This is a genomic window from Streptomyces sp. NPDC088747 (assembly GCF_044751025.1).
Taxonomy (GTDB): domain Bacteria; phylum Actinomycetota; class Actinomycetes; order Streptomycetales; family Streptomycetaceae; genus Streptomyces.
In genome coordinates, this window is the sequence record NZ_JBIVKZ010000001.1 from 246,112 (window position 1) to 272,171 (window position 26,060).

At 70.3% G+C, this 26,060-nt stretch carries 21 protein-coding genes; 15 read left to right on the forward strand and 6 right to left on the reverse strand.

The features are described 5' to 3' along the window. Positions 1-54: 54 nt before the first annotated feature. The 4 genes from ACIP79_RS01365 to ACIP79_RS01380 form a co-directional block, all read right to left on the reverse strand. The gene (locus ACIP79_RS01365; RefSeq protein WP_401217681.1) at positions 55-1,305 is read right to left on the reverse strand and encodes an MFS transporter; all 1,251 of its coding nucleotides are present in this window, start codon (positions 1,303-1,305) and stop codon (positions 55-57) included. A 116-nt stretch (positions 1,306-1,421) separates the two neighbouring features. Next, on the reverse strand, positions 1,422-2,786 hold the full coding sequence (locus ACIP79_RS01370) for an FAD-dependent oxidoreductase (protein ID WP_401217684.1): 1,365 nt from the start codon (positions 2,784-2,786) through the stop codon (positions 1,422-1,424). A gap of 177 nt (positions 2,787-2,963) precedes the next feature. Then, complete coding sequence (locus tag ACIP79_RS01375; RefSeq protein WP_401217687.1) at positions 2,964-3,752, reverse strand: SRPBCC family protein; 789 nt, start codon at positions 3,750-3,752, stop codon at positions 2,964-2,966. A 113-nt stretch (positions 3,753-3,865) separates the two neighbouring features. After that, positions 3,866-4,825 carry a LysR family transcriptional regulator gene (locus ACIP79_RS01380; protein ID WP_401217690.1) on the reverse strand — a complete coding sequence of 320 codons (960 nt, stop codon included), beginning with the start codon at positions 4,823-4,825 and terminating at the stop codon, positions 3,866-3,868. Between the two features lie 221 nt (positions 4,826-5,046). On the opposite strand from ACIP79_RS01380, the gene ACIP79_RS01385 reads away from it, so the two are divergent. The 8 genes from ACIP79_RS01385 to ACIP79_RS01420 all read left to right on the forward strand — a co-directional run bounded on the left by ACIP79_RS01385 (position 5,047) and on the right by ACIP79_RS01420 (position 13,450). Then, on the forward strand, positions 5,047-5,622 hold the full coding sequence (locus tag ACIP79_RS01385) for an FAD binding domain-containing protein (protein WP_401217692.1): 576 nt from the start codon (positions 5,047-5,049) through the stop codon (positions 5,620-5,622). 28 nt (positions 5,623-5,650) lie between these two features. Further along, the gene (locus tag ACIP79_RS01390) at positions 5,651-5,932 is read left to right on the forward strand and encodes a hypothetical protein (protein WP_401219170.1); all 282 of its coding nucleotides are present in this window, start codon (positions 5,651-5,653) and stop codon (positions 5,930-5,932) included. A gap of 5 nt (positions 5,933-5,937) precedes the next feature. Further along, positions 5,938-6,429: a (2Fe-2S)-binding protein gene (locus tag ACIP79_RS01395; protein ID WP_401219172.1), complete on the forward strand. Its 492-nt coding sequence runs from the start codon at positions 5,938-5,940 to the stop codon at positions 6,427-6,429. Continuing rightward, positions 6,426-8,780 carry an aerobic carbon-monoxide dehydrogenase large subunit gene (locus ACIP79_RS01400; RefSeq protein WP_401217695.1) on the forward strand — a complete coding sequence of 785 codons (2,355 nt, stop codon included), beginning with the start codon at positions 6,426-6,428 and terminating at the stop codon, positions 8,778-8,780. The genes ACIP79_RS01395 and ACIP79_RS01400 overlap by 4 nt, the downstream gene beginning before the upstream one ends. Further along, positions 8,777-9,931 carry an XdhC family protein gene (locus ACIP79_RS01405; RefSeq protein ID WP_401217697.1) on the forward strand — a complete coding sequence of 385 codons (1,155 nt, stop codon included), beginning with the start codon at positions 8,777-8,779 and terminating at the stop codon, positions 9,929-9,931. The genes ACIP79_RS01400 and ACIP79_RS01405 overlap by 4 nt, the downstream gene beginning before the upstream one ends. Further along, positions 9,928-10,827, forward strand: coding sequence for an AAA family ATPase (locus ACIP79_RS01410; protein WP_401217699.1), 900 nt, complete (start codon positions 9,928-9,930; stop codon positions 10,825-10,827). The genes ACIP79_RS01405 and ACIP79_RS01410 overlap by 4 nt, the downstream gene beginning before the upstream one ends. Then, a complete protein-coding gene (locus tag ACIP79_RS01415) occupies positions 10,824-12,059 on the forward strand; it encodes a VWA domain-containing protein (RefSeq protein WP_401217702.1) in 1,236 nt (411 codons plus the stop codon). The genes ACIP79_RS01410 and ACIP79_RS01415 overlap by 4 nt, the downstream gene beginning before the upstream one ends. Positions 12,060-12,628: 569 nt before the next feature. Continuing rightward, positions 12,629-13,450 (forward strand): DUF1684 domain-containing protein, encoded by an 822-nt coding sequence (locus tag ACIP79_RS01420; RefSeq protein ID WP_401217705.1) that lies wholly within the window; start codon positions 12,629-12,631, stop codon positions 13,448-13,450. A gap of 42 nt (positions 13,451-13,492) precedes the next feature. Here ACIP79_RS01420 and ACIP79_RS01425 read toward each other — a convergent pair whose 3' ends face one another. Continuing rightward, positions 13,493-14,476 (reverse strand): LacI family DNA-binding transcriptional regulator, encoded by a 984-nt coding sequence (locus ACIP79_RS01425; RefSeq protein ID WP_383688235.1) that lies wholly within the window; start codon positions 14,474-14,476, stop codon positions 13,493-13,495. 288 nt (positions 14,477-14,764) lie between these two features. On the opposite strand from ACIP79_RS01425, the gene ACIP79_RS01430 reads away from it, so the two are divergent. From ACIP79_RS01430 to ACIP79_RS01455, 6 genes are all read left to right on the forward strand, one after another. Beyond that, the gene (locus ACIP79_RS01430) at positions 14,765-15,691 is read left to right on the forward strand and encodes a carbohydrate ABC transporter permease (protein ID WP_387177489.1); all 927 of its coding nucleotides are present in this window, start codon (positions 14,765-14,767) and stop codon (positions 15,689-15,691) included. A 3-nt stretch (positions 15,692-15,694) separates the two neighbouring features. Beyond that, on the forward strand, positions 15,695-16,645 hold the full coding sequence (locus ACIP79_RS01435) for a carbohydrate ABC transporter permease (RefSeq protein ID WP_401217708.1): 951 nt from the start codon (positions 15,695-15,697) through the stop codon (positions 16,643-16,645). An 80-nt stretch (positions 16,646-16,725) separates the two neighbouring features. Then, positions 16,726-18,063 carry an ABC transporter substrate-binding protein gene (locus ACIP79_RS01440; RefSeq protein ID WP_383688965.1) on the forward strand — a complete coding sequence of 446 codons (1,338 nt, stop codon included), beginning with the start codon at positions 16,726-16,728 and terminating at the stop codon, positions 18,061-18,063. Positions 18,064-18,114: 51 nt separating this feature from the next. After that, the gene (locus tag ACIP79_RS01445; protein ID WP_401217713.1) at positions 18,115-20,157 is read left to right on the forward strand and encodes a beta-galactosidase; all 2,043 of its coding nucleotides are present in this window, start codon (positions 18,115-18,117) and stop codon (positions 20,155-20,157) included. Between the two features lie 93 nt (positions 20,158-20,250). Next, positions 20,251-22,302 carry a glycoside hydrolase gene (locus ACIP79_RS01450; RefSeq protein ID WP_401217716.1) on the forward strand — a complete coding sequence of 684 codons (2,052 nt, stop codon included), beginning with the start codon at positions 20,251-20,253 and terminating at the stop codon, positions 22,300-22,302. Positions 22,303-22,435: 133 nt separating this feature from the next. Continuing rightward, the gene (locus ACIP79_RS01455; RefSeq protein ID WP_401217718.1) at positions 22,436-23,380 is read left to right on the forward strand and encodes an MBL fold metallo-hydrolase; all 945 of its coding nucleotides are present in this window, start codon (positions 22,436-22,438) and stop codon (positions 23,378-23,380) included. Between the two features lie 126 nt (positions 23,381-23,506). Here ACIP79_RS01455 and ACIP79_RS01460 read toward each other — a convergent pair whose 3' ends face one another. Further along, positions 23,507-25,075 carry a discoidin domain-containing protein gene (locus ACIP79_RS01460; protein ID WP_401217720.1) on the reverse strand — a complete coding sequence of 523 codons (1,569 nt, stop codon included), beginning with the start codon at positions 25,073-25,075 and terminating at the stop codon, positions 23,507-23,509. Positions 25,076-25,329: 254 nt separating this feature from the next. Here ACIP79_RS01460 and ACIP79_RS01465 point away from each other — a divergent pair, with 254 nt between their 5' ends. Beyond that, the gene (locus ACIP79_RS01465) at positions 25,330-26,046 is read left to right on the forward strand and encodes a TetR/AcrR family transcriptional regulator (protein ID WP_401217722.1); all 717 of its coding nucleotides are present in this window, start codon (positions 25,330-25,332) and stop codon (positions 26,044-26,046) included. The last annotated feature ends 14 nt before the right edge of the window (positions 26,047-26,060 follow it).

Sequence of the window (26,060 nt, forward strand, 5' to 3'; positions counted from 1 at the left end):
TAGGCGACTCGGGACGGTCGGGGCAGGCGGGTTTAGCGGGAGCCGCGTTCCTGGTCAGGACACGTTCGCGGCCGGCTCCTTCTCGGGCAGCGGTGCCCGGTCGTGGCGCGGGAGCAGCAACGGAGTGGCCACTACGAGGAGTCCGGCGACCGCGATGGCCGTACGGGTGCCGGTGACACCGGCGAGCAGGCCCCACAGCGCGGTGACGGCGGCGACGGTCGCCTTGCCGGTGACCGACCAGGCGGACAGTGTGCGGACGACCCGGTCGGGCGGGGTGCGGTCGAGCCGGTGGGTGGCGAACACCGGGTTGAACACGGCGCAGCAGGTGATGAGACCGAGTTCGACGGCCATGACGAACAGGAGGCCGGCGGTGCCGGGGCCGATGAAGGCCAGAGGCAGCGACCAGCACGCGCGCAGCACACCCGAGACGAGCAGGACCCGGTGCCGGCCGAAGCGCGTGACCAGGCGGCGGGCGAGCCGGGAGCCGACCAGGCCGCCGACGCAGGGCACCGCGAAGGCGAGGCCGTACTGCCAGGGCGCGAATCCGAGGTGGCCGATCATGAGGACGGCGAGCAGCGGCGTGGTCGCCATGATCAGGCTGTTGAACAGCACCGAGTTGAAGAACAGCGGGCGCAGCGCCGGGTCGCGCAGGATGTACCGCCATCCGTCGAGCAGGTCGCCTGCGCGCAGCCGAACCGGTTCGCCGGTGCGGACGGGTACCGGCTCGTCCTCGCCGCCGATCGCCCGGATTCCCATGGCCGAGAGCAGAAAGCTGACGGCGTTCGCAACCACGCTCATCACCGGGCCCAGCAGCCCGATGGCGGCCGTGCCGAGCGGCGGTCCCAGCATCGCGGCGGTCCAGTTGGTGCCCTCGAACCGGCCGTTCGCGACCAGCAGATCCTCCGGCGGCACCAGTGACTTCAGATACGCGCCGCTCGCCGCGGTGAAGGCGATGTCGGCCGCAGCGACGACGACCGACACCACCAGGAGCTGGACGAAGCCGAGCAGGCCGAACGCGTATGCGGCGGGGATGCTCAGCAGCGCCGCGAAACGCGCCAGGTCCATCGCGACCATCACCGGCCGCTTGCGGCGGAACTCCACCCACGGTCCGAGCGGCAGCGCCACCGCCGCCCCGACCGCCAGGCCCGCCGCGGCCAGCAGCGACACCGCCGTGGGCCCGGCGTCCAGCACCAGGATCGCGATCAGGGCGAACGCGTCGAAGGCGAGCCACGTACCGAACGTGCTGACCGCGTACGCCACCCACAGCCACCCGAACTTGCGTCCCAGTGACCGTCTGGCCCCCATGCCGCGCACACTCCTCGCCGTTCCGTCCGCCTGACCGGGGCACCCTACGGGCTGCCGGTCGGCGACGGTACACCGAGGTGGGAGGACCTGTCCTGGGCCCCTGACGGCGACAGGACTCAGGCGCCGCTGGCGTCCAGCATCTCGTGGCGCTCGACGAGCTTCACGCGCTCGCGGCCCTGCGGTTCACCGAGCGCCTTCTCCGCCGCGTCCAGCCGGTACCAGCCCTCCCACGTGGTGTAACGCACGTCGCGTCCGGCCAGGAACGCGTCCACGGCCTCGGGGGCGGGCTCGCTGGGCGTGTGCAGGCGGCCGTTGACGTGGTCGTCGATCAGGCTGGCGACGGTCTCGTTGGCGTCGCCCTTGGTGTGGCCGATCAGGCCGACGGGGCCGCGCCGGATCCAGCCGGTGACGTACGTCGACGCGAGGTGCTCGCCGGTCTCCTCGATCACCCGGCCGCCCTTGTCCGGCACCGTGCCCGAGTCGACGTCCCAGGGGAGCTTGGGGAGCTTGTCGGAGAGGTAGCCGACCGCGCGGTAGACGGCACCGAGGTCCCAGTCCTTGAACTGGCCGGTGCCCTTCACGTTGCCGGTGCCGTCGAGGGCGGTGCGCTCGGTGCGCAGGCCGACGACCTTGCCGTCCTCGCCGAGGATCTCGGTCGGCGACTCGAAGAAGTGCAGGAACAGCTTGTGCCGCCGGTCGCCGACGTCGCGGATGGCCCAGTTCTCCAGGGTCTTGGCGACCATGTCGGTCTGCTTCTCACCGCGCCGGGCGGCGATCGAGCCCTCGTCGTAGTCGATGTCCTCGGGGTCGACGATGACCTCGATGTTCGGCGAGTGGTCCAGCTCCCGCAGCTCCATCGGGCTGAACTTCGCCTGCGCCGGGCCGCGGCGGCCGAAGACGTGGACCTCCAGGGCCTTGTTGGCCTTGAGGCCCTCGTAGACGTTCGGCGGGATCTCGGTGGGCAGCAGTTCGTCGGCGGTCTTGGCGAGGATGCGCGCCACGTCGAGAGCGACGTTGCCGACGCCCAGGACGGCGACCTTCTCCGCGTCGAGCGGCCAGGTGCGCGGCACGTCCGGGTGCCCGTCGTACCAGGAGACGAAGTCCGCCGCGCCGTACGAGCCGTCGAGGTCGATGCCCGGTATGTCGAGGGCCCGGTCGGCCGTGGCGCCGGTGGAGAACACGACCGCGTCGTAGAAGGCACGCAGGTCGTCGAGGTTGATGTCGCCCGGGTAGTCGACGTTGCCGAAGAGCCGGACCTGGGGCTTGTCGAGCACCTGGTTCAGCGCCTTGACGATGCCCTTGATCCGCGGGTGGTCGGGGGCGACGCCGTAGCGGATCAGACCGAAGGGGGCCGGCATCCGCTCGAAGAGGTCGATGGAGACACCGGGATCGGCTGCCACTGCGGACTTCAGCAGCGCGTCGGCAGCGTAGATCCCGGCGGGGCCGGCTCCGACAATGGCTACCCGCAGAGGGCGAGGCATGATCAGGTTCCCTTCGAGCGATGACACGAGGACTCGCGGGGAAGCCTAAACTAAGGCAAGCCTAAGTCAGTAGCCGGGTTCGATCTATGACCTCATAAGCCCGACTTATGACACGGTTCGCCCTATAAAAACGCCTTCTGTACGCCGGTTCTCCTGCCCTTCTGGCCCTCCTTCGCGTCAGACCAGCCAGATCACGAGCACGACGACGACCACGGCCAGTGCGATCACGGCCGGGAGGGCGCGCTTGAGGACGGCGCCGCGGGCGACGCTCATCAGGTCGAGGGGTTCCGGCGCCGGGGGCGCCGAACCGGCCACGGGTCGCTTCTCGGGCTCCGCCTGGGGGTCCCGCGCCGGAGTCACCGCTTCCCCTACGGGAGACACGGTTTGCGGTCGCACCGGCGTCGCCGTCCGCTGCTCCGGAACAGGTGAAACAGGTGGAACAGGTGGAACAGGGACAGGCGTCACCACGCCGTGCTCCTGGCTCTCCCGGCTTTCCTGACTCTCCTGGCTCTCCTGCCGCTTCTCGGTCGCGAGCTGCGCCTCCAGGTTGGCGACGAACTGGGTGAGCAGCTTCGCGCTGACCTCCTCGATCATCCCTTTGCCGAACTGCGCGATCTTGCCGGTGATGGTGAGCCGGGTGACCACCGTCACGCGCGTGCCGTCGCCGTCCGGAACCAGCCGGGCGGTGACGCGGGCGTCGGCGTTGCCCTGCCCGCGGGTGTCACGGCCGCGGGCGTGGAGGACCGCTGTGCGCGCCGCGCTGTCCTTCTCCTCGAAGGAGACGGTGCCCCGGTACTGGACGGTCACGGGACCGACCTTGATCTTGACGACCCCCTTGTAGGTTTCCCCGTCCACGCCGGTGAGCTGCGCGCCGGGCATGCAGGGAGCGATCCGCTCCACGTCCGTCAGCAGCGCCCAGGCCCGTTCGGCCGGCAGATTCACTCGGAACTCGTTGGTGAAGTCCATGACGGACACACGATGGGCACACCCCACCGGGGCGTCAATGCGCTCTTCAGGGTTTGCTTAAGACAGTGCCGACGTCAGCTCAGGACAGTGCCGGCGCCGGACATGAGAGACCGTCAGCTCCAGATCGTGACATGGACCGGCGGCCGGAACTCGTTCATGGGAACACCCTTGGACCGGGTCAGCACCGCCTGCGTCGCGGCCGGCGTCGTGACGAACCGGCAGAGCGCGGCGGCTGTCGTCGACCTCCGTTCGCCGGCGAGGGCGCTCGCGTACAGCATGCCGCCGAGCCGGGCACCGGGGAGGTCGAGCACCGCGAGCGACCCGCGCCGCAGTTCGTCGCGCACCACGTGCAGGAACGCGATGGACAGCCCCGCCCCGCCGGCCACCGCGTTCAGTGCGGCCGTGACGCTGGGGAAGGCCTTCGCCCTGCTCGCCTCGACGCCGATGTGGGTGAGGAAGGCGCCGGAGACGGTGTCCGGATCCATTCCCGCCGGGCCCAGCAGCCAGGTCTCGTGGGCCAGTTGGGCGGGCGCCGGCCGCTGCCGGTGCCGCAGTGGGTGGTCCGGGGCGGCCACGACGACCAGTTGGAAACGCAGGAACGGTATAGACTCGATGGCCGGTTCCCGTCGCGGCGCCGGGCCGATCGTGACATCGGCCCGGCGGTCGCGGAGCAGGTCGCCGAAACCCGACGCCGGTACGGCGAGGGTGTCGGCGTCCAGGTCGGGCTGGCGCCGGCCGAACGCCGCGAGCAGCGAGGGGAGCACCTGCTCGGCGCCGGCCTCGGTGGACGCCACCCGCAGGTGCACGGTTCCCGAACTCGCCTGCCGTACGCGGTGCCTGGTCTCCTCGGCGAGGCCGACGATCTCCGCGGCGCCCGCCGCCAGGCGACGGCCGCCCGGCGTGAGGCTGATCCCGCCCGCGGCCCGGATGAACAGCACGTCGCCGAGTTCGCGCCGCAGGACGCCGACCGCACCGGAGACCGCGGCCTCCGTGACGCCGAGCGAGGCGGCGGCCGCCTTGACCGAGCCGAGGCGGGCCACCGTGACGAACGCGCGGAGCTGAGTCAGCGTCATGAACGCCATTACAGCCGCTGTTCGAGCGGCTGGACCCTTCCCTGCGGGGGTCTCTTAAGCATTCGCTTCAGTCGCCGTTGACCGCCGCACCCGGTGGCGCGAAAGTTCCCCCGGGCCCCCCGGACACCGGTTCGGTCCTCAATCGACGGACGGTTCCCCGCGTGCGGCCCGGAGTTCCCGCCCGGGCCGACCGGGAGGCTCGGTCCGGGAGGGAGCGTGCCGTGCAGGTACCCGCTTCGTTCGACTACCAGCGTGCCGAAAGCGTGGACGAGGCGCTGGAGTTGCTGCGGCGCTACGGCGAGGAGGCGCGGGTGGTGGCAGGCGGCCACAGCCTGCTGCCCATGATGAAGCTGCGCCTGGCAAGCCCCGAGGTCCTCATCGACATCAACGACCTGCACGAACTCGACCATATCGACCTGGTCGGCGGCGAGTTGCGCATCGGCGCGCTCACCAGGCACCGCGCGCTGCTGGAATCGGAGCCGGTCGGCCGGTACTTCCCCATCGTCCACGACGCCGAGCGGGTGATCGCCGATCCGCCGGTCCGCAACCGCGGCACCATCGGCGGCTCCCTGTGCCAGGCCGACCCGTCCGAGGACCTGTCGGCGGTGTGCGCCGCCCTGCACGCGAGGGCCGTGATCCGCGGGACCGACGGTGAACGGACCGTCGCCATGGCCGACTTCCACCAGGGTCCGTACGAGACGGCGGTGGGCGTCGGCGAGATGCTGGTCGAGGTGCGGTTCCCGGTTCTGACGGGGGGCCGGCAGCGCGTACGAGAAGGTCGAGCGCAAGGCCGGTGACTGGGCCGTCGCCGCCGCGGGTGTCGCGCTGACCCTGCGGGAAGGGCTGATCGCGGACGCGGGCGTGGGCCTGGCCGCCGTCGGTGCCGGAGCGCTGAACCTGCACGCGGTCCAGACCCTGCTGAACGGCAGCGAGCCGTCCGAGGCGCTGTACCAGGAGGCGGGGCGGCTGGCGTCCGACAACTGCTCGCCGGTCACCGACGGCCGGGGCAGCGCGGAGTACAAGCGGCATCTGGCGGGCGAACTCACCAGGCGGGCACTGCGACGGGCCGTCGCCCGCGCCGCCGGGTCCACGGCAAGGGAGGCGTGAACCGTATGCGGATCACCGTCAACGTCAACGGCGAGGACCACACCCGGGAGGTGGAGGCCCGCCATCTGCTCGTGCGCTTCCTCCGCGACGACCTGGAACTGACCGGCACCCACTGGGGCTGCGACACCAGCAACTGCGGTACGTGCGTGGTGCTGATGGACGGGGAGCCAGTCAAGAGCTGTACGGTGCTGGCCGCCATGGCGGCCGGTCACGAGATCCGTACGGTCGAGGACCTGGCGGACGGCGACCGGCTCGACCCGGTCCAGCAGGGCTTCATCGAACAGCACGGCCTCCAGTGCGGGTTCTGCACCCCGGGAATGATGCTGACCGGCCGGGCGCTCCTGGACCGCAACCCGGACCCGTCCGACCAGGAGATCCGCGAGGCCATCGCCGGCCAGTTGTGCCGGTGCACCGGCTATCTGAACATCGTCAGGTCCATCCAGTGGGCGGCGCGGAACCAGGCAGGGTCCACCGACGCCGCGGGGAGCCGGACATGACAGCCACCGAGGAACGGCCCATCGGCTACGGCCGGATGAAGCGCAAGGAGGACCCCCGGTTCGTCCGCGGCAAGGGCCGCTACGTGGACGACATCCATCTGCCCGGCATGCTGCACGGCGCCGTCCTGCGCAGCCCGTTCGCGCACGCCCGGATCGTCTCCATCGACACCTCCGCCGCCGAGGCCCATCCCAAGGTCAGGGCGGTGATCACCGGCGAGACGCTGGCGGGCCTCGGCCTCGCCTGGATGCCGACCCTGTCACTGGACACACAGGCCGTGCTCGCCACCGACAAGGTGCGCTTCCAGGGCCAGGAGGTCGCGTTCGTCGTCGCCGAGGACCACTACGCGGCGCGCGACGCGATCGAGCTGATCGACGTCGAGTACGAGCCCCTGGACCCGGTGGTCAACGCCCGCCGCGCACTCGATCCGGACGCCCCGGTCATCCGTGACGACCTCGAAGGCCGCGTCGACAACCACATCTTCGACTGGGAGGCGGGCGACAAGGCCGCCACGGACGACGTGTTCGCGCGGGCCGACGTCGTGGTCGAGCAGCGGATGCTCTACCCGCGCGTCCACCCCGCCCCGTTGGAGACCTGCGGCGCGGTCGCCGCCATGGACCCGGTCGACGGCAAGCTCACCCTCTACTCCACCACCCAGGCCCCGCACGCCCACCGCACCCTGTACGCGATGGTGGCCGGCATCCCCGAGCACAAGATCCGGGTCGTCTCGCCCGACATCGGCGGTGGCTTCGGCAACAAGGTGGGCATCTACCCGGGATACGTCTGCGCGGTCGTCGGCTCGATCGTCACCGGGCGGCCCGTGAAGTGGATGGAGGACCGCTCCGAGAACCTGATGAGCACCTCCTTCGCCCGCGATTACCACATGGCCGGCGAGATAGCCGCGACCCGGGACGGGAAGATCCTCGGCGTACGCGTCAAGGTCCTCGCCGACCACGGCGCCTCCAACTCCACGGCGCAGCCCACCAAGTACCCGGCCGGCTTCTTCCACATCTTCACCGGCTCGTACGACATCGAGGCCGCGCACTGCCAGGTCACCGGCGTCTACACCAACAAGGCCCCGGGCGGTGTGGCCTACGCCTGCTCCTTCCGCGTGACCGAGGCCGTCTACCTGATCGAGCGGCTGGTGGACTGCCTGGCATCAGAACTCGGCGCCGATCCGGCCGAGTTGAGGATGCGGAACCTGATCCGCCCGGAACAGTTCCCCTACGAGAACAGGACCGGCTGGACGTACGACTCCGGGGACTACCCCGTCTGTCTGCGCAAGGCCCTTGATCTCGCAGGGTACGAGGAGCTGCGCAAGGAGCAGAGCGAGAAGCGGGCCAGGGGTGAACTCATGGGCATCGGGCTGTCGTTCTTCACCGAGACGGTCGGTGCCGGGCCGCGCAAGCACATGGACATCCTGGGCCTCGGCATGGCCGACGGCTGCGAACTGCGCGTCCATCCGACGGGCAAGGCCGTGGTCCGGCTGAGCGTGCAGACGCAGGGGCAGGGCCATGAGACGACGTTCGCGCAGATCGTCGCCGAGGAACTGGGCATCCCGCCCGAGGACATCGACGTCGTGCACGGCGACACCGACCAGACCCCCTTCGGACTCGGCACCTACGGCAGCCGCTCCACCCCGGTGTCCGGAGCCGCCGCGGCCGTCGTCGCGCGCAAGGTGCGGGACAAGGCGCGGATCATCGCGGGCGCCATGCTGGAGGTCCACCCGGACGATCTGGAGTGGACGAAGGGCCGTTGGTCGGTCGCGGGCGACCCGGCGATGACGAGGACGATCCAGGAGATCGCGCTGGCCGCGCACGGTTCGCTGGAACTGCCCGACGGTGTGGAGGGCCACCTGGAGGCGACGACCGTCTACAACCCGCCCGAGATGACCTACCCGTTCGGCGCGTACGTCTGCGTGGTCGACGTCGATCCCGGCACGGGCGCGGTGAAGGTGCGGCGTTTCATCGCCGTGGACGACTGCGGCACCCGTATCAACCCCATGATCATCGAGGGGCAGGTGCACGGCGGTCTGGCCGACGGCGTCGGCATGGCGCTGATGGAGATCATCAGCTTCGACGAGGACGGCAACTGTCTGTGCGGCTCGTTCATGGACTATCTGCTGCCGACCGCACTGGAGGTCCCCGCCTGGGAACTCGACCACACCGTCACCCCCTCCCCGCACCATCCGATCGGAGCGAAGGGCATCGGCGAGTCCGCGACGGTGGGTTCACCGCCGGCCGTGGTCAACGCGGTCCTCGACGCCATCGGCGTACGTCACGCCGACATGCCGCTGACGCCCGGCCGGGTGTGGGCGGCGATGCGTCACGGCGAGGTGGAGGCACCTCAATGAGTCGTCCCGCGGCCCTGCTTGAGGCACGCATCGCCGAACTGACCGGGCGTCACGAGCCGTTCGTCAAAGCCACCGTGGTGCGCGCCCGCCGTCCGGCGAGCGCGCGGCCCGGCGACACCGCGCTGATCCTCGCGGACGGCCGTATCGAGGGTTTCATCGGCGGTGTCTGCGCGGAGGCGACCGTACGGGTCCAGGCGCTGCGGACCCTGCTCAGCGGTGAGTCGCTGCTGCTGCGCATCTCGCCGGACGTCACGGCGGGCGGCGGCGGAGAGCCCGTCGCCGAGGACGGCGCCATGCGTGTCGCCAACCCCTGCCTGTCCGGCGGCGAGTTGGAGATCTTCCTTGAGCCGTTGCGGCCGCCGCCGCGAGTGGTCGTGACGGGTGACTCGCCCATCGCCCGCGCGCTGTCCGCCTTCGGACCGGCGCTCGGCTACGAGATCACGACGGCCGCCGCCGACCGGACCACACCGGAGGCGCTGGCCGGTGTCCAGGCGGTGGTGATCGCCTCGCACGGCCGGGACGAGGAGACGGTACTGGTCTCAGCGGCGCGGGCCGGTGTGCCCTACGTCGGACTCGTCGCCGGACCCAGACGCGGAGCGGCGGTGCTGGCCGGGCTCGACCTCGACGAGGAGCGGCTCGCGCGGATCCACACCCCGGCAGGACTGTGGATCGGCGCCCGCACGCCGGGCGAGATCGCGGTGTCGATCCTGGCGGAGATCATTCGGGTGGTGGGGGGCGATGCCGCGCCGGGAGGGCCGGTGGCTACGGCAGCGCCGGTGATAGCGGCAGCGCCGGTGGCTGCGGCTGGGTCCATGGCGGTCCCGGACTCCTCGACGATCGCGGACTTCGGGACGGTCCGGGACTTCGGGACGGTCTCGGACCCCTCGACGATCCCGGACTTCGGGACGGTCTCGGACCCCTCAACGCTCCCGGACCTCGCGACGGTCACCGACTTCGCGGGCGGCACGACGACCCACTCGCCGCGCCCGACCACCGCCACGGACCCCGTGTGCGGTATGACGGTCGCCGTCGTGGACGGCACGCCGTACTCGGACGCGGGTGACGGTGGTCGTCGCTGGTTCTGCCGTACCGGTTGCCGGACCGCGTACGAGAAGGACCCCGCCCGCTACCGGGAAACCGACGTCTCGTGAGCGAACACGTCGAGCGGTGTCTGCCGGACGTGAACAGTCTGCGCGCCGGGCTCGGAGCACTCGGCTATCTCGCCGACGACGGCCTGCTCACCGCTCTCTTCCTCGCCCTGCGACTCCCCCAGCCGCTGCTTCTGGAGGGCGAGGCGGGCGTCGGCAAGACGGAGGCGGCCAAGGCGGTGGCCGCCGTGCTGGGCAGCCCCCTCATCCGGCTCCAGTGCTACGACGGTCTGGACGCGGCCGAGGCGTTGTACGAGTGGAACTATCCGCGCCAGTTGCTCGGTATCCGGCTGGCCGAGAGCCGGCACGAACAGCTCACCGAGGCCGATCTGTTCAGCGAGGACTACCTGCTCCGTCGCCCCGTGCTCGCGGCCCTCACCCATCCCGGGCCCGCGCCCGCCGTTCTGCTCATCGACGAGATCGACCGTGCCGACGACGACTTCGAGGCCTTCCTCCTGGAGGTGCTGGCCGAGGCCGCCGTGACCATTCCCGAGATCGGCACCGTCCGGGCCACCGTGCCGCCCGTCGTGCTGCTCACCTCCAACCGCACCCGTGATCTGCACGACGCGCTCAAACGCCGTTGCCTGTACCACTGGATCGACTATCCGGACACCGAGCGGCTCGTCGAGATCGTGCGCGGACGTGTGCCTGGAACGTCGAGGGAGCTGGCGGTCTCGGTCGCGGGCGCCGTACGACGGCTGCGGACCCTGGAGTTGCAGAAGGCTCCGGGTATCGCCGAGACCATCGACTGGATCTCCGCGCTGCGCCTGCTCGGCGTGCCGCGTCTGGACGCCGACATCACCGGGAGCACCCTCGGCTCCCTGCTCAAGTACCGGGACGACCAGGAGCTGGCACGGGACCGCGGCCTGGACTGGCTGGTGGCGGGCGGGCAGCCGTGACCGCGCACTCGCCCTCGTCCCGTCCCCCGCCCGCTGCCTCGCCCGGCGCGGTTCCGCTGTTCGAGCGGGCCGAGTTCGGCGGCCGACTGGGCGAGGAGCTGTGGCGCGCCGGGGTGCCGGTGACGCCGCAGGGGTCCGTACGGTTCCTGGAGGCGTTGCGTCTGCTGCCGCCGGTGGACCGTACGGCGTTGTACTGGGCGGCACGGCTGGCCTTCGTGACGGGGCGCGAGCAGGTCGAGCCGTTCGACCGGGTCTTCGACGCGGTGTTCGGGGGCGTGCCGCGGGCGGTGACAGTGCGCCGCGTTCCCGGGCCGTCACCCGGAGCCGAACCCGATCCGGAACGGGCCCCGGCGCCCACCGGAACCGGGGCGGTCGGCAGCGGCAGCGCGCCTCTGCCGCACGGCGCCCTCTCCGTGTCGGCGGTGGCCGGCCGGGACCGTACGCGAACGGCGGGGCTACGCACTGCGGGCAGTGCGGCCGAGGTCCTCGCGCACAAGGACTTCGCCGCGATCGAACCAGGCGAGCTGGCCGAACTGAACCGGCTGCTGGCCCTGTTGGTGGTGCGGGTGCCGCTGCGGCGCGGCCGCCGAAGGGAGGCCGACCGCCATGGGCGGCGCGTCGACCTGCGCCGTACGCTGCGCACCGCGCAACGCACGGGCGGCGAGGCGGTGCCGCTGTCGCTCAGCCGCAACCGGCCGCGGCGGCGACGGCTGGTACTGCTGTGCGACATCTCCCGGTCCATGGAGCCGTACACCCGCGCTTACCTGCGTCTCTTTCCGCGAGCGGCGGCGGGGGCGGCGGCCGAGGCGTTCGTCTTCGCCACCAGGCTCACGCGGCTCACACCGGTGCTGCGGCACACCGGCCCGTCCGGCGTGGACGGCGCGCTGCGACGGGCGGGGGCCGCCGCGTCCGACTGGTCGGGTGGCACACGGATCGGCCATGCGCTGGCCGAGTTCAACAACCGGTTCGGGCGCCGGGGCATGGCACGCGGCGCCGTGGTGGTGATCTTCTCCGACGGCTGGGAGGGCGAGGACCCCGGCGCCGTCGCGCGCGAGATGGCCCGCCTGGCACGGCTCGCCCACCGCGTCATATGGGTCAACCCCCGCAAGGCTGCGCCTAGTTACACCCCCCGCACGGGCGGCATGGCCGCCGCCCTCCCGCACTGCGACAGGTTCATCAGCGGCCACAACCTCACGGCTCTCGCCGAGCTGATCGAGGCGATCGCCGACTGAACCCTCGGCCGGCACGGCGAGCAGACCCGCCGAGCGGATCACCCACCAACCTTCCGAAGAGTGCCGCGAGCCACCGTCCCGGCGATGCCGCGGCGAGCCAACTCTCGCGGCGATATGCCGGATTGGCCCCCACCCGATGCCGCGGGCTGATTCCCGCGAACGGTGCCACGGCCTGGTTCCCCCGAGCGGCACCGCAAGCAGACCCCACTCGCGTTACCGCGGCCCAACTCCCGCAAGATGCCACAGACAAGCCCCCGCGAGCGCCATCACGAACCAACCCCCGAGACGGCCCCACGGCCCGATACCCCCGAGCAGCACCGCAAGCAGGCCCCCACTTGCGTTACCGCGACCCGATCCCCGCAAGCAGCGCGGCAGGCAGGCTTGCACAAGCGGTGCCGCAGGCAGGCTCCCGCGAGCCGTATCGCGGACCGACCCCCGGGACGGCCTCACGACCCGAATCCCACCGCAGCCGGAATGGCCCACGGCGCAACGCAGTTGCAGCAAGCAGCCGAGTGCGGTGGTGGGTGCTGCTGTGCCTGCCTCCGCAACTGCCATGCGGAGGAGCGGACATGACGGTCCAGGACGTCGACCTGGTGAGTTTCGTGCGGGATTGGGAGCAGTGGCACAGCGCGAAGGAGGAGGTGCTCTCCGGCCCGCACGGGTTTCTCGCGATCACGAGTCTGCGCTGGCTGAGTGCGGAGCCGGCCCGGTTCGAGGACGCCCCGGGAGCCTGGTCGAGCACGCCCGACGGGGTGGTGGTCGAGTTGGAGGAGGGAGAGGAACTGACCGTCGAGGGCGTGACCGTACGCGGCCGTCACGACTTCGGCGTCATCGCCGAGCGAGCCAGTGTGAACGCGGGCTGGGACGACGCGGTGATCGAGGTCGCCAAACGCGGCGGTCACGACATCGTGCGGCCCCGCCACCCCGACAGCGCGCTCCGCAGGGCCTTCTCGCACACCCCTGCCTACGCCCCCGAGCCCCACTGGGTCCGCACCGGGCGTTTCCTGTCGTTCGGCGAACCCCGCCCGGTGACCGTCGGTGCCGCCGTCGAGGGACTGGAGCACGTCTACGACTCCCCCGGCCAGGTCGAGTTCGACCTCGACGGCACGCCGTACCGGCTCACGGCGTTCAACGGCAGGACCCCCGGCAGCCTGATGGTGCTGTTCACGGACGGGACGTCCGGCGTGACCACGTACGCCGCGAACCGCTCCCTCCAGATCGGTTCTCCCGACGCCGAGGGCAGGGTGACGGTCGACTTCAACCGCGCGGGCAACCTCCCCTGCGCCTACACGGACCTGGCGACCTGCCCGCTCCCGCCCGCCGAGAACCGGCTGCCGGTCGCGGTCGAAGCGGGCGAGCGGATTCCGCTGGAGCGAGGCGGACAGCCCTGACCTGGGGCAAACACCCGCCCCGAGCCCGGTAGGCGGCCCGCGCTAGGGAGCCGCCGCAGTACTGTCACGCACCACCAGCCTCGTGGGAACGAGCGTCGTCCCGTGCTCCGCTCCCTCATGGCGCATCCGACGGAGCACACCCTCGACGCACAGGCGCCCCACCTCGGCGAAGTCCTGGTGGACGGTGGTCAGCGGAGGCAGGAAGGAACCGGCCTCGGGGATGTCGTCGAAGCCGATGACACTGACGTCCTCGGGGATCCTCCGGCCGCGTTCGTGCAGGGCCCGCAGCAGCCCCAGTGCCATCTGGTCGTTCGCGGCGAACACCGCCGTACAGGCCTCCTCGTCGGCGAGTCTCAGACCGGCCCGGTAGCCGGACTCCGCCGACCAGTCGCCCCTTACCAGGGGCGGCGGGACGCGGCCCGCCTCGGTGAGTCCGGCGCGCCAGGCGTCCTCCCGGCGCTGGGCCGCGAAGGACTCCTCGGGTCCGGCGAGATGCCAGACCGTGCGATGCCCCAGGTCCAGCAGATGCCGTACGGCCGCGCGGGCGCCCATGGCCTGGTCGGTGTCGACCACGCTGTAGCGGTCGCCGGCGTCCGAGTCGGCCACCACGACCTGGACGTGCGGCGGCAGGGAGATCGTCGCGGCGTCGAGGAGGTGCACCTCCATGATGGCGATGACGGCGTCGACGGCGAGTTCCCCCAGCCGGGAGAAGGCGCCCCGCACCTCGTCGTGGGTCGGCACGGCGACGGGCAGCAGCGTGACGGCGTAACCCTCCTGCGCCGCGGACGTCGCGATCGCCTCCAGGGTCCGCATGTTGCCCGTGGTGGAGAGGTTGAAGGTGATGACACCTATGGTGCGGAACTCGCCGCGCTTGAGGGCACGGGCGGCGCTGTTGGGCCGGTAACCCAGCTCCTTCATGGCGGCGAGCACATGTCGCCGGGTCTCCTCGTTGACGCCCGCGTAGCCGTTGGACACCCGGGACACGGTCTGCGAGGAGACACCGGCCAGTTGGGCGACATCCGCCATGGACACGCTCTGCCCACGACGCCCGGTCCGTTGCTCCGTGCGTACCCGATCCCTGCTCGCCGAGGCGCCGTCCGCGGTGTCCACCTGTCTCCCCTGTTCCTCAGGTCCCAGTTGCCGTTTTGTTATACAAGGTGACTCTTGACCACCGACATTGGGGCGGTGTAGACATGCCGCCATCAGATGTTTACGTAAACATAACAGCCCGCGGCTCCTTTCGGACCTGGATGTTTACGCAAACATCGCGGCGGCGTGTGACGCCGGTTCCGAGATGGACGAGCGAGGAACGACATGACGACGCTTCAGCCCCCTGCGGCGGTAACACGGCAGCCGGACCGGCCTCCGGCGAAACGGGACCGCCGCTCCTGGACGGGGTGGGGGTTCATCGGCCCCTTCGTGGTCGTCTTCGCCCTCGTCTTCCTGGCGCCGATCGGTTACTCGATCTACCTCAGCCTCTTCAGGGACCAACTGATCGGCGGCACCAGCTTCGTCGGTCTGGACAACTACCAACAGGCCTTGCAGGACGACCAGTTCTGGGCATCCCTGGTGCGGGTGTCACTCTTCCTGGCCGTACAGGTGCCGATCATGCTCGGTATCGGACTGCTGGTGGCCCTCGCTCTGGACAGCGGCCGTCTGTACGGCACGGACTTCTTCCGCATCACGATCTTCCTGCCGTACGCCGTGCCCGCCGTGGTGGCCACCCTGATGTGGGGCTTCATGTACGGCACCAAGTACGGGCTGGTGGGTGACATCAACAGCGCGTTCGACGTCACCCTGCCCGACCCGCTCTCCAGCGACCTGGTCCTGGCGTCGATCGGCAACATCGTCACCTGGGAGTTCGTCGGCTACAACATGCTGATCTTCTACTCCGCGCTGCGGGTCATCCCGCAGTCGCTGTACGAGGCCGCGGAGATCGACGGCGCCGGGCAGCTCCGCATCATCACCGCCATCAAGCTCCCGGCGATCCGCGGCGCCCTCGTGATCGCGACGATCTTCTCGATCATCGGCAGCTTCCAGCTGTTCAACGAGCCGAGCATCCTGCGGCCGCTGGCGCGCAACGCCATCACGACCGACTTCACCCCGAACTTCTACACGTACTCGCTGTCCTTCAACGGCCAGCAGCACAACTACTCCGCGGCGGTCGCCATCATCATGGGGCTGATCACCATGGTCATCGCCTATGTCGTACAGCTTCGCGGCATGCGCAAGGGAGCCTGACCGATGAGCAGCACCAGCAGCCCCGCCACCACCGTGTCCGCTCCCGCTCAGGCCGAGGGCCGGTCAACACCTCGGCTGCGTACGGCCCGCAAGGGCGTCGCCGGGGGCCCCAAGCGCAAGCGCAGCGTTCTGCTGACCGTACTCACCGGCCTGATCCTGCTCTACACCGTGGTACCCCTGGTGTGGCTGGTCATCAGCGCCACCAAGACCCAGGAGGGGCTGGCCAACTCCTCGGGGCTCTGGTTCAGCGACGATTTCGCTCTCTGGGACAACATCAGCCAGACGTTCACCTACCACGACGGCATCTTCGTCCGCTGGCTGCTGAACACGCTGTTGTACGTCGTCCTCGGCGCCGGCGGCGCGACCCTCCTGGCGATCCTGGGCGGTTACGCGCTGGCCAAGTTCGACTTCCCCGGGAAGCGCGCGGTGTTCGCCGTGGTCATCGGTGCCGTCGCCGTCCCGGGAACCGCCCTCGCGGTGCCCACCTTCCTGATGTTCAGCAAGATGGGGCTGACCGACACCCCGTGGGCGGTGATCATCCCCTCGCTGGTCTCGCCCTTCGGCCTGTACCTGATGTGGGTCTTCGCCTCCGAGGCCATCCCCGTCGAACTCCTCGAAGCGGCTCGTATCGACGGGGCGGGCGAGGTGCGCACCTTCTTCCAGGTCGCCCTTCCGCTGCTCGCCCCCGGCACCGTGACCGTGCTGCTCTTCACCACGGTCGCCACCTGGAACAACTACTTCCTGCCGCTGATCATGCTCAAGGACCCCAACTGGTACCCCCTGACCCTGGGCCTGGACTCCTGGAACAACCAGGCCCAGACGATCGGCGGCGACGTGATCTTCAACCTGGTGATCACCGGCTCGCTGCTCACCATCGTGCCGCTGATCGCCGCCTTCCTGTTCCTCCAGAAGTACTGGCAGTCCGGCCTGGCCGCCGGAAGCGTCAAGGAGTAGCCCTCCCTCCAGCCCACCCCCCTGAGCCTCACCTCTACAACCCTCGTCTGTCCCGCCCACGAAGAAGTGGAAGCATCTCGATGCGCAGAACGACAAGCCGCCTGATGCGCGGTATCACCCTCCTCTCCGTCCTCGCCCTGGGAGCGACCGCCTGCGGCGGCTCCGACGACGACAGCTCCGGCTCGAAGCCTGTCTCCGCCACGGACATCCAGGCGGCCCTGGAGAAGGGCGGCTCGGTCACGGTCTGGGCCTGGGAGCCCACGCTCAAGACGGTCGCCGCCGACTTCGAGAAGAAGTACCCCAAGGTCAAGATCAACCTGGTCAGCGAGCGGTCGGGCGACAAGCACTACACCGCGCTGTCGAACGCCATCTCGGCCGGGAAGGGTGTTCCCGACGTCGCGCAGGTCGAGTACTTCGCGCTGGGGCAGTACTCCCTCACCAAGGGCCTGAGCGACCTCGCCCCCTACGGCGCCGACAAGCTCGCCGACAAGTACACCCCGGGTCCGTGGAACGCCGTGAACGACGGCGACAAGGTATACGGCCTGCCGATGGACTCCGGGCCCATGGCGATGTTCTACAACAAGAAGATCTTCGACAAGTACAAGATCGCCGTCCCGACCACCTGGGACGAGTACGTCGAGGCGGCCCGCAAGCTGCACAAGGCCGACCCGAAGGTATACATCGCCAACGACGCCGGTGACGCCGGCTTCACCACCAGCATGCTGTGGCAGGCCGGTTCGCGTCCCTACAAGGTCGACGGCACCAAGGTGTCGGTCAACTTCGACGACGCGGGCGCCAAGAAGTACACCGACACCTGGCAGAAGCTGATCGACGAGAAGCTCGTCTCCCCGATCAACGGCTGGACCGACGACTGGTACAAGGGGCTCGGCGACGGCACCATCGCCACCCTGACCACCGGCGCCTGGATGCCCGCCAACTTCGTCTCCGGCGTGCCGAACGCCTCCGGTGACTGGCGGGCGGCCCCGATGCCGCAGTGGACCAAGGGCGACAAGGCGAGCGCGGAGAACGGCGGCAGCTCCCTGACGCTGCCCACGCTCGGCAAGAACAAGGAACTCGCCTACGCCTTCGTCGAGTACGCGAACTCCGGTGACGGCGTCAAGACCCGCATCGACGAGGGCGCCTTCCCCGCGACCAAGGCAGAGCTCCAGGCCTCCTCGTTCCAGAACAAGGAGTTCGAGTACTTCGGCGGCCAGAAGGCCAACGAGATCTTCGCCGCCTCCGCGGCCGAGGTCGCCGACGACTGGTCGTACCTGCCCTTCCAGCAGTACGCCAACTCGATCTTCAACGACACCGTCGGCAAGGCCTACGTCTCGGGCACCTCGCTCTCCGAGGGCCTGAAGTCCTGGCAGGACGCCTCCGTCAAGTACGGCAAGGAACAGGGCTTCACCGTCGAGTAGCCGAGCCGTACCCAACCCCGCCGCCCCGTGCGACTCACCGGAAGGACCACCATGATCTCCACCCTCCTGTCCCAGCTGCACGGGCCGGACGGTGACCCCACCCCACGCCTCGTGTACGGCGCCGACTACAACCCCGAGCAGTGGCCGCGCGAGGTGTGGGAGGAAGACGTACGGCTGATGCGCGAGGCCGGCGTCAACATCGTCTCCGTGGGGATCTTCTCCTGGGCCCGCATCCAGCCGGCCCGGGACGAGTGGGACTTCTCCTGGCTCGACGAGATCATGGATCTGTTGCACGCGGGCGGCATCGGGGTCGACCTGGCCACCGCCACCGCCTCCCCGCCGCCCTGGCTCACCACGGCGCACCCGGAGATCCTTCCGGTGACCGCCGCCGGTGAGACGCTGTGGCCGGGAGCGCGGCAGCACTGGCGACCGACCTCGCCCGTCTTCCGCGACCACGCGCTGCACCTGGTACGGAAGATGGCCGAGCGGTACGCGAACCACCCCGCGCTGGTCGCCTGGCACGTCTCCAACGAGCTGGGCTGCCACAACGTGTACGACCACTCCGACGACGCGGCCCGTGCCTTCCGCGACTGGCTGCGCGCCCGCTACAGCACGCTCGACGGGCTCAACCACGCCTGGGGCACGGCGTTCTGGTCCCAGAAGTACAGCGACTGGGACCAGATCCTGCCGCCCCGGCTCGCGGCCTCCCACCCGAACCCCACGCAGCAGCTCGACTTCAAGCGGTTCTCCTCCGACGCGCTGAAGGAGTATCTGCGCGCCGAGCGGGACCTGTTGCGCGAACTCACGCCCGCGGTACCGGTCACCACCAACTTCATGGTGATGGGCGGCACCAAGGGGATGAACTACGCGGACTGGGCGGGCGAGATCGACTTCGTCTCCAACGACCACTACGTCGTGCCCGGTCCGCAGGCCAGGGACGAACTGTCCTTCTCGGCCAACCTGGTCAGCGGGATCTCCGGCGGCCGCCCGTGGTTCCTCATGGAGCACTCCACCAGCGCCGTCAACTGGCAGCCCGTCAACGTCGCGAAGCGGCCGGGCGAACTGGCCCGTGACTCGCTGCTGCACGTCGCGCACGGCGCGGACGCCGTCTGCTTCTTCCAGTGGCGCCAGTCGGCGGCCGGCGCCGAGAAGTACCACTCGGCGATGGTCCCGCACGCCGGTCCGGACAGCGAGGTCTTCCGCGCGGTGACCGGCCTCGGGCAGACCCTGCGGACGCTGGCCCCGGTCGCCGGGACCGAGCGCGAGCCCGCCCGCGTCGGAATCGTCTTCGACTGGGAGTCGTGGTGGGCGAGCGAGCAGGACTCGCACCCCACCGCCCTCCTCGACTACCGCGCGGAGGGCCTCGACTGGTACTCCGCCCTCCTCGCCCTCGGCATCCGCGCCGACATCGTCACCGCGCAGTCCGACCTCGCCCGCTACGAACTCCTGATCACCCCCGTGCTGCACATGGTCCCCGCGGCCCTGTCCAAGGAGCTCACGCGGTACGTCGAGCACGGCGGCCACCTGGTCACCACGTACTTCTCCGGTGTCGTCGACGAGAACGACCACGTCTGGCTGGGCGGTTACCCGGGAGCCCTGCGCGAGTTGCTCGGCATCCGGGTCGAGGAGTTCGGCCCGCTGCTCGCCGGCGAGAGCGCCGGCCTCGACAACGGCGCCACGGGCACCCTGTGGACCGACCGGATCAGCGTCACCGACCCGGACACGCAGGTGCTGGCCCACTACAGCGGGGGCACCTACGCCGGCCGGCCGGCGATCACCCGCCGTACGGTGGGCGGCGGTTCGGCCGCGTACGTCTCCACCCGGCTGGGGACGGACGGCCTCACCGGTCTGCTGCCGGAACTGCTCAGCCACGCCGGCATAGCCAGCGAACTGCCCGACTCGGCGCGGGGCCGGGTCGAGCTGGTCGTACGGCGCGACGGCGACAGCCGTTTCCTCTTCCTGGTCAACCGGACCGACGAGCCGGTGCCGGTGCCCGGCCTCGCCGGGGACGTCCTGGTCGGCCCGGCGGACGCCGACGGCGAACTCGTCCTGCCGCCGCGGGAGGTCGTCGTACTGCGACAGCCCGCCCACTGACCCCCTGATCCGAGGGGCACACCGCCGTGCCCTGTTCGCGGGGTACGGCGGTCCGTTGAAGCGAAGCGACCACCTACGAGTTGGGAGCACACCTTGGCACGGCGTACCCGCACAAGACGGCTTCTGGGAACCATCGGAGTCACCGCCCTGGCCACCGGGGCAGCCCTGGTCACCGCTCCACCGACAAGTGCGGAGACGGTGACGGCCGCCGCCGTCACCGTCCGGCCGGATCCCTCGTACAAGGCGGACAGTTTCGAGGGCTGGGGCACCAGCCTGGTGTGGTTCGCCAACGCGACCGGCGACTACCCGAAGGAGATCCGGGAGAAACTGGCCCAACTCCTGTTCGGTGACGACGGTCTCGCCCTCAACCTCGCCCGCTACAACATAGGCGGCGGCAACGCCCCCGACGTCCCGGACTACCTGCGCGCCGGCGGGGCGGTCGAGGGCTGGTGGAAGGCCCCCGCGGGCACCACCCGCGAGGACACCGACTGGTGGAGCGCCGAAGACGCGGCCGACTGGAACCCGAAGGCCGACGCCACGCAGCGCTGGTGGGTGGACCGGATCAAGAAGGACATCACCCACTGGGAGACGTTCAGCAACTCACCGCCCTGGTTCATGACCAACAGCGGTTACGTGTCGGGTGGGTTCGACGCCAATGCCGACCAGCTCAAGGCCGACTCCGTCGACGACTTCGCCGCCTATCTGGCGGGCGCGACCAAGCGGCTGGAGAAGGCGCACGGCATCAAGGTCGACACCCTCGACCCGTTCAACGAGCCCAACACGGGTTACTGGAGCACGCGGTTGGGCGCCGACGGCCAGCCTGTGGGCGGCCGTCAGGAAGGGGCGCACATCGGCCCCGAACTCCAGCAGAAGGTGATCGACGCCCTGGCCCCCGCCCTGAAGAGTTCGAGGACCGGCACCGAGATCTCCGCGATGGACGAGACCAACCCCAGCCTCTTCGCACGGAACTGGAACACCTACCCGCAGGAAGTGCGCGACCTGGTCAGCCAGTTGAACGTCCACACCTACGGAACGGGCGGCCGCACCAGCGCGCGCGACCTGGCGAAGGCGGCCGACAAGCCGCTGTGGATGAGCGAGGTGGAGGGCGACTGGGGCGACGGCCAGAGCTTCACCGACATGCGGCCCGGCCTCGGGCTCGCCCAGCAGATGGTCGACGACCTGCGCGAACTGGAGCCCAGCGCCTGGGTGTTCTGGCAGCCGGTCGAGGACTACGACAACATGAAGCCCGGCGGTGAGTCCGCCAAGGGCGGCAACTGGGGAAGCATCCAGCTCCCCTTCAGCTGCACCTCCGCGGACACCCTGGCCACCTGCCCGGTGTACACGAACACGAAGTTCGACACCGCCCGCAACTTCACGCACTACATCAAGCCCGGTGACCGGCTGATCGGGACCGACGACACGTCGAGTGCCGCCGCCGTGGCCAAGAAGGGCGACGCGGCGACGGTCGTCCACGTCAACAGCGCCACCGAGGCCCGCGCGGTCACCATCGACCTGTCCAAGTTCGGGCACGTCGCCCGCAACGCGACCGTGACGCCCGTCGTGACGAGCGCCGACGGCAAGCTCGAACGACAGGCACCCGTCGCCGTCGACGGACGGCAGGCCACCCTCACCGTGCCCGCCCAGTCCGTGACGTCCTTCCTCGTCAAGGGCGTGTCGGGCGTGGCGAAGGACGCCGCGCTCCTGAAGAAGGGCCACACCTACGAACTGACCGGCGTACAGAGCGGCAAGGCCCTCACCGTGGCGGACGACGGCACCAGGCTCGTCATCAGGACCGCGGCAGCCGACACGACCGGCGCCGGCCGGCGCTGGCAGCTTCGTCCGACCGGCGACGGCACCGGCAACCGGCAGCGTTACCTGGTCACCAGCCCGGCGGAGGGCAGGCGTCTGGCCGTCCGGGACGGCTCCCCGGTACTGGAAGCGGACACCGGCCGGCGTGACAGGGCCGTCCAGTGGATCGGGTCGACCACCGGTGACGGCACCTGGACCCTGGTCAACGCCGCGACCGGCGGGGTCCTGGAGGTGGGCGGTCAGGCCACCGCCGACGGATCCGCCGTCACGACATGGACCCCCAACTCCGGGTCCAACCAACGGTGGAGGATCGCCGACGTGACCGGCCAGGGCTGAGACGGGCGCCTCCGCGCCGCCCGCTTCTGTGCCCGCCGCTCCCCCGGCGGGCACGGAGGCGTTCGCGGAATCGTTCGCGGAGTCGCGACCGGGAAGCACGTTTTGCCTGGCGGCCACCCACTTTGGGATCCATATGCCTAGATTGTGGATCCTGAAGGACGAGTCCTCCCGTACTCGGTCCCCCCTCTCGCCAAGGAGCACAGGCCCATGCAGCGACCCCACCCGGACCCCTCTTGACACGGCGCTGATCCGGGACCCCGCCCTGCGCCGCCGCTTCTACGGCTCCCCCGCGTACCAGCCCGTTCTGCCAGGGCCGGGCGAGCCGCTGGAGGAAGCCCTCGACGCGGCCAGCATCCCGCTGGACGCGATCCACGCGGTGGCCGTCAGCCACCTGCACGCCGATCACGCGGGCGGACTGAAGCACTTCGCGGGCCGGGTGCCCGTGCACGTGCGGCGCGCGGAGTTGGCGTACGGGCTCTCCGGGCAGCCGGAGGTGGAGCGCAACTCGATCTTCCGGGTCGACTTCGACGATCCCCGTCTCGACTGGCAACAGGCCGACGGTGACAGGGAGATCGCCCCCGGGGTGACCGCCGTACTGACCGCGGGGCACACCCCGGGACACCAGAGTTTCGTGGTGGACCTCGCGGACGGCGGCGGGTTCGTGTTCGCCTTAGACGCGGCCGACCTGACCGAGAACATCGAGCACGAGCGGGCCATCGGCGCGTCCATCGGGGTCGATCCCGCGCGGACGGTGGAACCATCCGCCGGCTCAAGAGCATCGCCGCGGAGCGCGGCCGGCGAGTACCCCGACCAGGCCGAGCCCGGCGCGGACGGCGTACACAAGTGGCAGGAGGAGAACCGGTCGTTGGACGGTACCGAACTGGTGCTGTGGGCGACGGTCGGCTCGCACCACTTCCCCCGCCCCGAGGAGTGGCCGGTGATGCCGGTGGCCAGGGCGCGGCTGCGGCTGGAGCCCGACGGGTTCTTCGACCGCAATCCGGCCCTGGACGTACCGGCGCCCGTCTCCTGCCACGCGCCGGTTCCCACGGCGGCGGCCGAGGACCACTGCTGCGGGTGATCCCTTGACCGTCACCGTCACTGCCTCCCCTGCCCGTCGCCATCGCCCGTCCCCCGTCGCCCGTCCCCCGTCGCCATGGTCATTTCGCGCGACGGGGCACAGGAGATGGGTCGTCCGGCGCCGAGGTCAGGGGCGCAGGTACTGGGTCAGCCGGTCGAGCAGGTGGGCGGCGTCCTGGAGGCTCCGGGCGGTATCGGAGAAGTCGCCGGCGAGCAGTTGCTCCGCGCCCGTGCCGTCCTCCTCAACGGATACGGGAGCGGGGACGCTCGTGCCTCGATACCCCACGGGTTCCGTGCCGACGAGGTGCAGATAGCCGACGAAGTCGGAGACGCCGGGCTGCGGGGGTGTGTCGCCGCCGTCGACGTCGAAGAACTGCACTCGGGACAACTGGGTCTCGGTACCACCGGAGTTGGCGGTGATGCGCAGGCGATAGTGGCGGTAGCCCACGGTGTTGGGAAACGGGAACTCCCTGGTGTCGAAGCGCCCGCCGAACCGCTCGTTCTCCCGCGTGTCCAGTCGTGCCCAGGACCTGCCGTCGTGGGAGCCCTCCAGCAGCCAGTCCGACGGGTCGCGGTCCGGGCAGTCGTTGGCGGAGGTCAAGCTGTAGGCGTTGACGGTGACAGGGCTGTCGAAAGTGAACTCCAGGTCGGCGGAGTCCTCGTGGGCCAGCCACTTGCTGCTCGCCTTGTGCAGGAGATTGGCCGCGACCTCGCCCCAGTCGTCGAACTCCTCGCTGGCCTCCACCCTGGACACCTTGCCGGTGACGTCGCGTCGCTCGCCGGTCGCCGACGGGCCGGAGATCCCGGTGACGGCGGTCCGCAGGGTGAGCGAGGTCGCGTCGCCCTTGCGGTCGCTCCACGTCACGCGCTCCACCGGCGCGCCGCCGTCGTCGAGCAGCAGCCGCAGTCGGCCGACGGGACGCCACACACCGTCGCGCTCCTCCTCGGTGGCGAAGTACCTCCCGAGGTCGTCGGCGGCGGCGTCCGCGACCGCGCGGCGCTCGGTGAACGTGCCCCGCAGTTCACCGATGACGCCGTCGGCGGCCCGGAAGTGGCCGTGGAAGCCGGACAGATCGCTGCGGAACGCGATGGCCGACTCCGCGCCGTCGGTCCCACGCCACGACAGTCGTGCGGCGGATTCCCCTTCCCCCCGGTCGAGGTGGAACAGCAGGCGCGGCCCCGGCTGCCAGGTGGGCGCGTCGAGGGTGCGCCGCTCGGTGGCGAAGGTCCAGACGGACCGTCCGCCCGTCCTCACCCTGAGGTCCCGCTCCGCGCGACCGGCGTCCTCGGCGGGGTTCACCGTGATCGCGCGCACCCGGAGCAGACTGTCATCGGCGTCGGCGTCGGCGGTATTGCGTATGCGAAGGACGTTCACGCCCTGCTGAAGGATCTTGCCGGGCACGCTCACCAGGTACTCCCGCACACCGCCCGGATCCTCGTCGTCGGACAGCGAGAGCCCGTCCAACACCATCTCGTCGTTCAGCGTGACGTCCATGGGGACAGCCGCGCCGAGCACCGTGACGCTCAGCACGGTCTCCGCGATGTCCTTCCCGCCCTCCACCGCGAAGTCGACCTTGAGATGGCCGCCGGACGCCACCACGACGTACGAGGAGTCGATCACGCAGCGGTGATGGCGGACGACGGCGTTCGCCAACTCGGCGGGACGAGTGGCGAAATCGACAAGAACAGGGTCCATCTGCGGTTCTCCTCAGGGTCGTTGCGCGGACCGTCAGCGGTCGAGCGGCCGGGCGGTCGTCCCAGACGCTAGCGGCTCCCTCTGACAACAGGGCTCAACTCCCGCCCCAGCGGCACCACTTACGCCGACGATCGCGGCGAACCGGCATCACGGATGCCGGGGCCCTGCGGATCGGACTCGACTCGGCACCCGACAGTCAGGTGGATCGGCGGACATACAATGCACCTCGCCGACCACGCATCGGAGGAGCCCTGTTGAGCACGCAGCCGCCCCAGGAGACCGCTTCCGCCGGGAGCTGGCGCGTGTACGGGCCGCTCGACCTGCACCCGATCCTGATGCACACCGTCGAGGCGTTCAACGAGCACGGCTACCACGGAACTTCGGTGCGGGACATCGCGGGCCGGGTGGGCGTGACGGTGCCCGCCCTCTACTACCACTACGAGAACAAGCAGGCGCTCCTCGCGACCCTGCTGGAGACGTCCATGAAGGACGTCCTCGACCGCTGCCGGGCCGCGGCCGCCGAGGCGGGCGACGATCCGCTGCCGCGCTACTGCGCCATGGTCGAGTCGATCGTGCTGTACATGACCCACCGCAAGGGACTCGCGTTCCTGGACACCGAAATCCGCAGCCTGGACCCCGGCAACCGCGCACGCTACGTGGCCCTGCGCGACTACCTGGAGCACATGCTCCTCGACACCGTGAAGTCGGGCATCGCGCAGGGGGTGTTCACCACCCCGCTGCCCGCCGATGCCGTCCGGGCGGTCCTGATCATGTGTCAGGGCGTCGCCAACTGGTTCCGGGCGGACGGCCCGCTCACCGCCGAGGAGGTCGCCCGGCGTCATGTGCTCCTCGGCCTCGGCACCGTGGGTCATCCGGGAACGGTGACCGGTTCGGACCCGTACCCGCTCGACATCGCGGAACCGGCCGGGCCCGCACGCAGGCGGCGAACCCGTCGGGCCGGGGCCGCCTGAACCGGCTCCCGGGA

What these genes read in the sequence shown, in the direction of transcription:
- ACIP79_RS01370 (WP_401217684.1), bottom strand. Translation starts at nt 2,786, where the DNA reads ATGCCTCGCCCTCTGCGGGTAGCCATTGTCGGAGCCGGCCCCGCCGGG.
- ACIP79_RS01425 (WP_383688235.1), bottom strand. Translation starts at nt 14,476, where the DNA reads ATGGCGGATGTCGCCCAACTGGCCGGTGTCTCCTCGCAGACCGTGTCC.
- ACIP79_RS01400 (WP_401217695.1), top strand. Translation starts at nt 6,426, where the DNA reads ATGACAGCCACCGAGGAACGGCCCATCGGCTACGGCCGGATGAAGCGC.
- ACIP79_RS01460 (WP_401217720.1), bottom strand. Translation starts at nt 25,075, where the DNA reads ATGGACCCTGTTCTTGTCGATTTCGCCACTCGTCCCGCCGAGTTGGCG.
- ACIP79_RS01445 (WP_401217713.1), top strand. Translation starts at nt 18,115, where the DNA reads ATGATCTCCACCCTCCTGTCCCAGCTGCACGGGCCGGACGGTGACCCC.
- ACIP79_RS01395 (WP_401219172.1), top strand. Translation starts at nt 5,938, where the DNA reads ATGCGGATCACCGTCAACGTCAACGGCGAGGACCACACCCGGGAGGTG.
- ACIP79_RS01420 (WP_401217705.1), top strand. Translation starts at nt 12,629, where the DNA reads ATGACGGTCCAGGACGTCGACCTGGTGAGTTTCGTGCGGGATTGGGAG.
- ACIP79_RS01405 (WP_401217697.1), top strand. Translation starts at nt 8,777, where the DNA reads ATGAGTCGTCCCGCGGCCCTGCTTGAGGCACGCATCGCCGAACTGACC.
- ACIP79_RS01435 (WP_401217708.1), top strand. Translation starts at nt 15,695, where the DNA reads ATGAGCAGCACCAGCAGCCCCGCCACCACCGTGTCCGCTCCCGCTCAG.
- ACIP79_RS01455 (WP_401217718.1), top strand. Translation starts at nt 22,436, where the DNA reads ATGCCTAGATTGTGGATCCTGAAGGACGAGTCCTCCCGTACTCGGTCC.
- ACIP79_RS01375 (WP_401217687.1), bottom strand. Translation starts at nt 3,752, where the DNA reads ATGGACTTCACCAACGAGTTCCGAGTGAATCTGCCGGCCGAACGGGCC.
- ACIP79_RS01440 (WP_383688965.1), top strand. Translation starts at nt 16,726, where the DNA reads ATGCGCAGAACGACAAGCCGCCTGATGCGCGGTATCACCCTCCTCTCC.
- ACIP79_RS01380 (WP_401217690.1), bottom strand. Translation starts at nt 4,825, where the DNA reads ATGACGCTGACTCAGCTCCGCGCGTTCGTCACGGTGGCCCGCCTCGGC.
- ACIP79_RS01365 (WP_401217681.1), bottom strand. Translation starts at nt 1,305, where the DNA reads ATGGGGGCCAGACGGTCACTGGGACGCAAGTTCGGGTGGCTGTGGGTG.
- ACIP79_RS01430 (WP_387177489.1), top strand. Translation starts at nt 14,765, where the DNA reads ATGACGACGCTTCAGCCCCCTGCGGCGGTAACACGGCAGCCGGACCGG.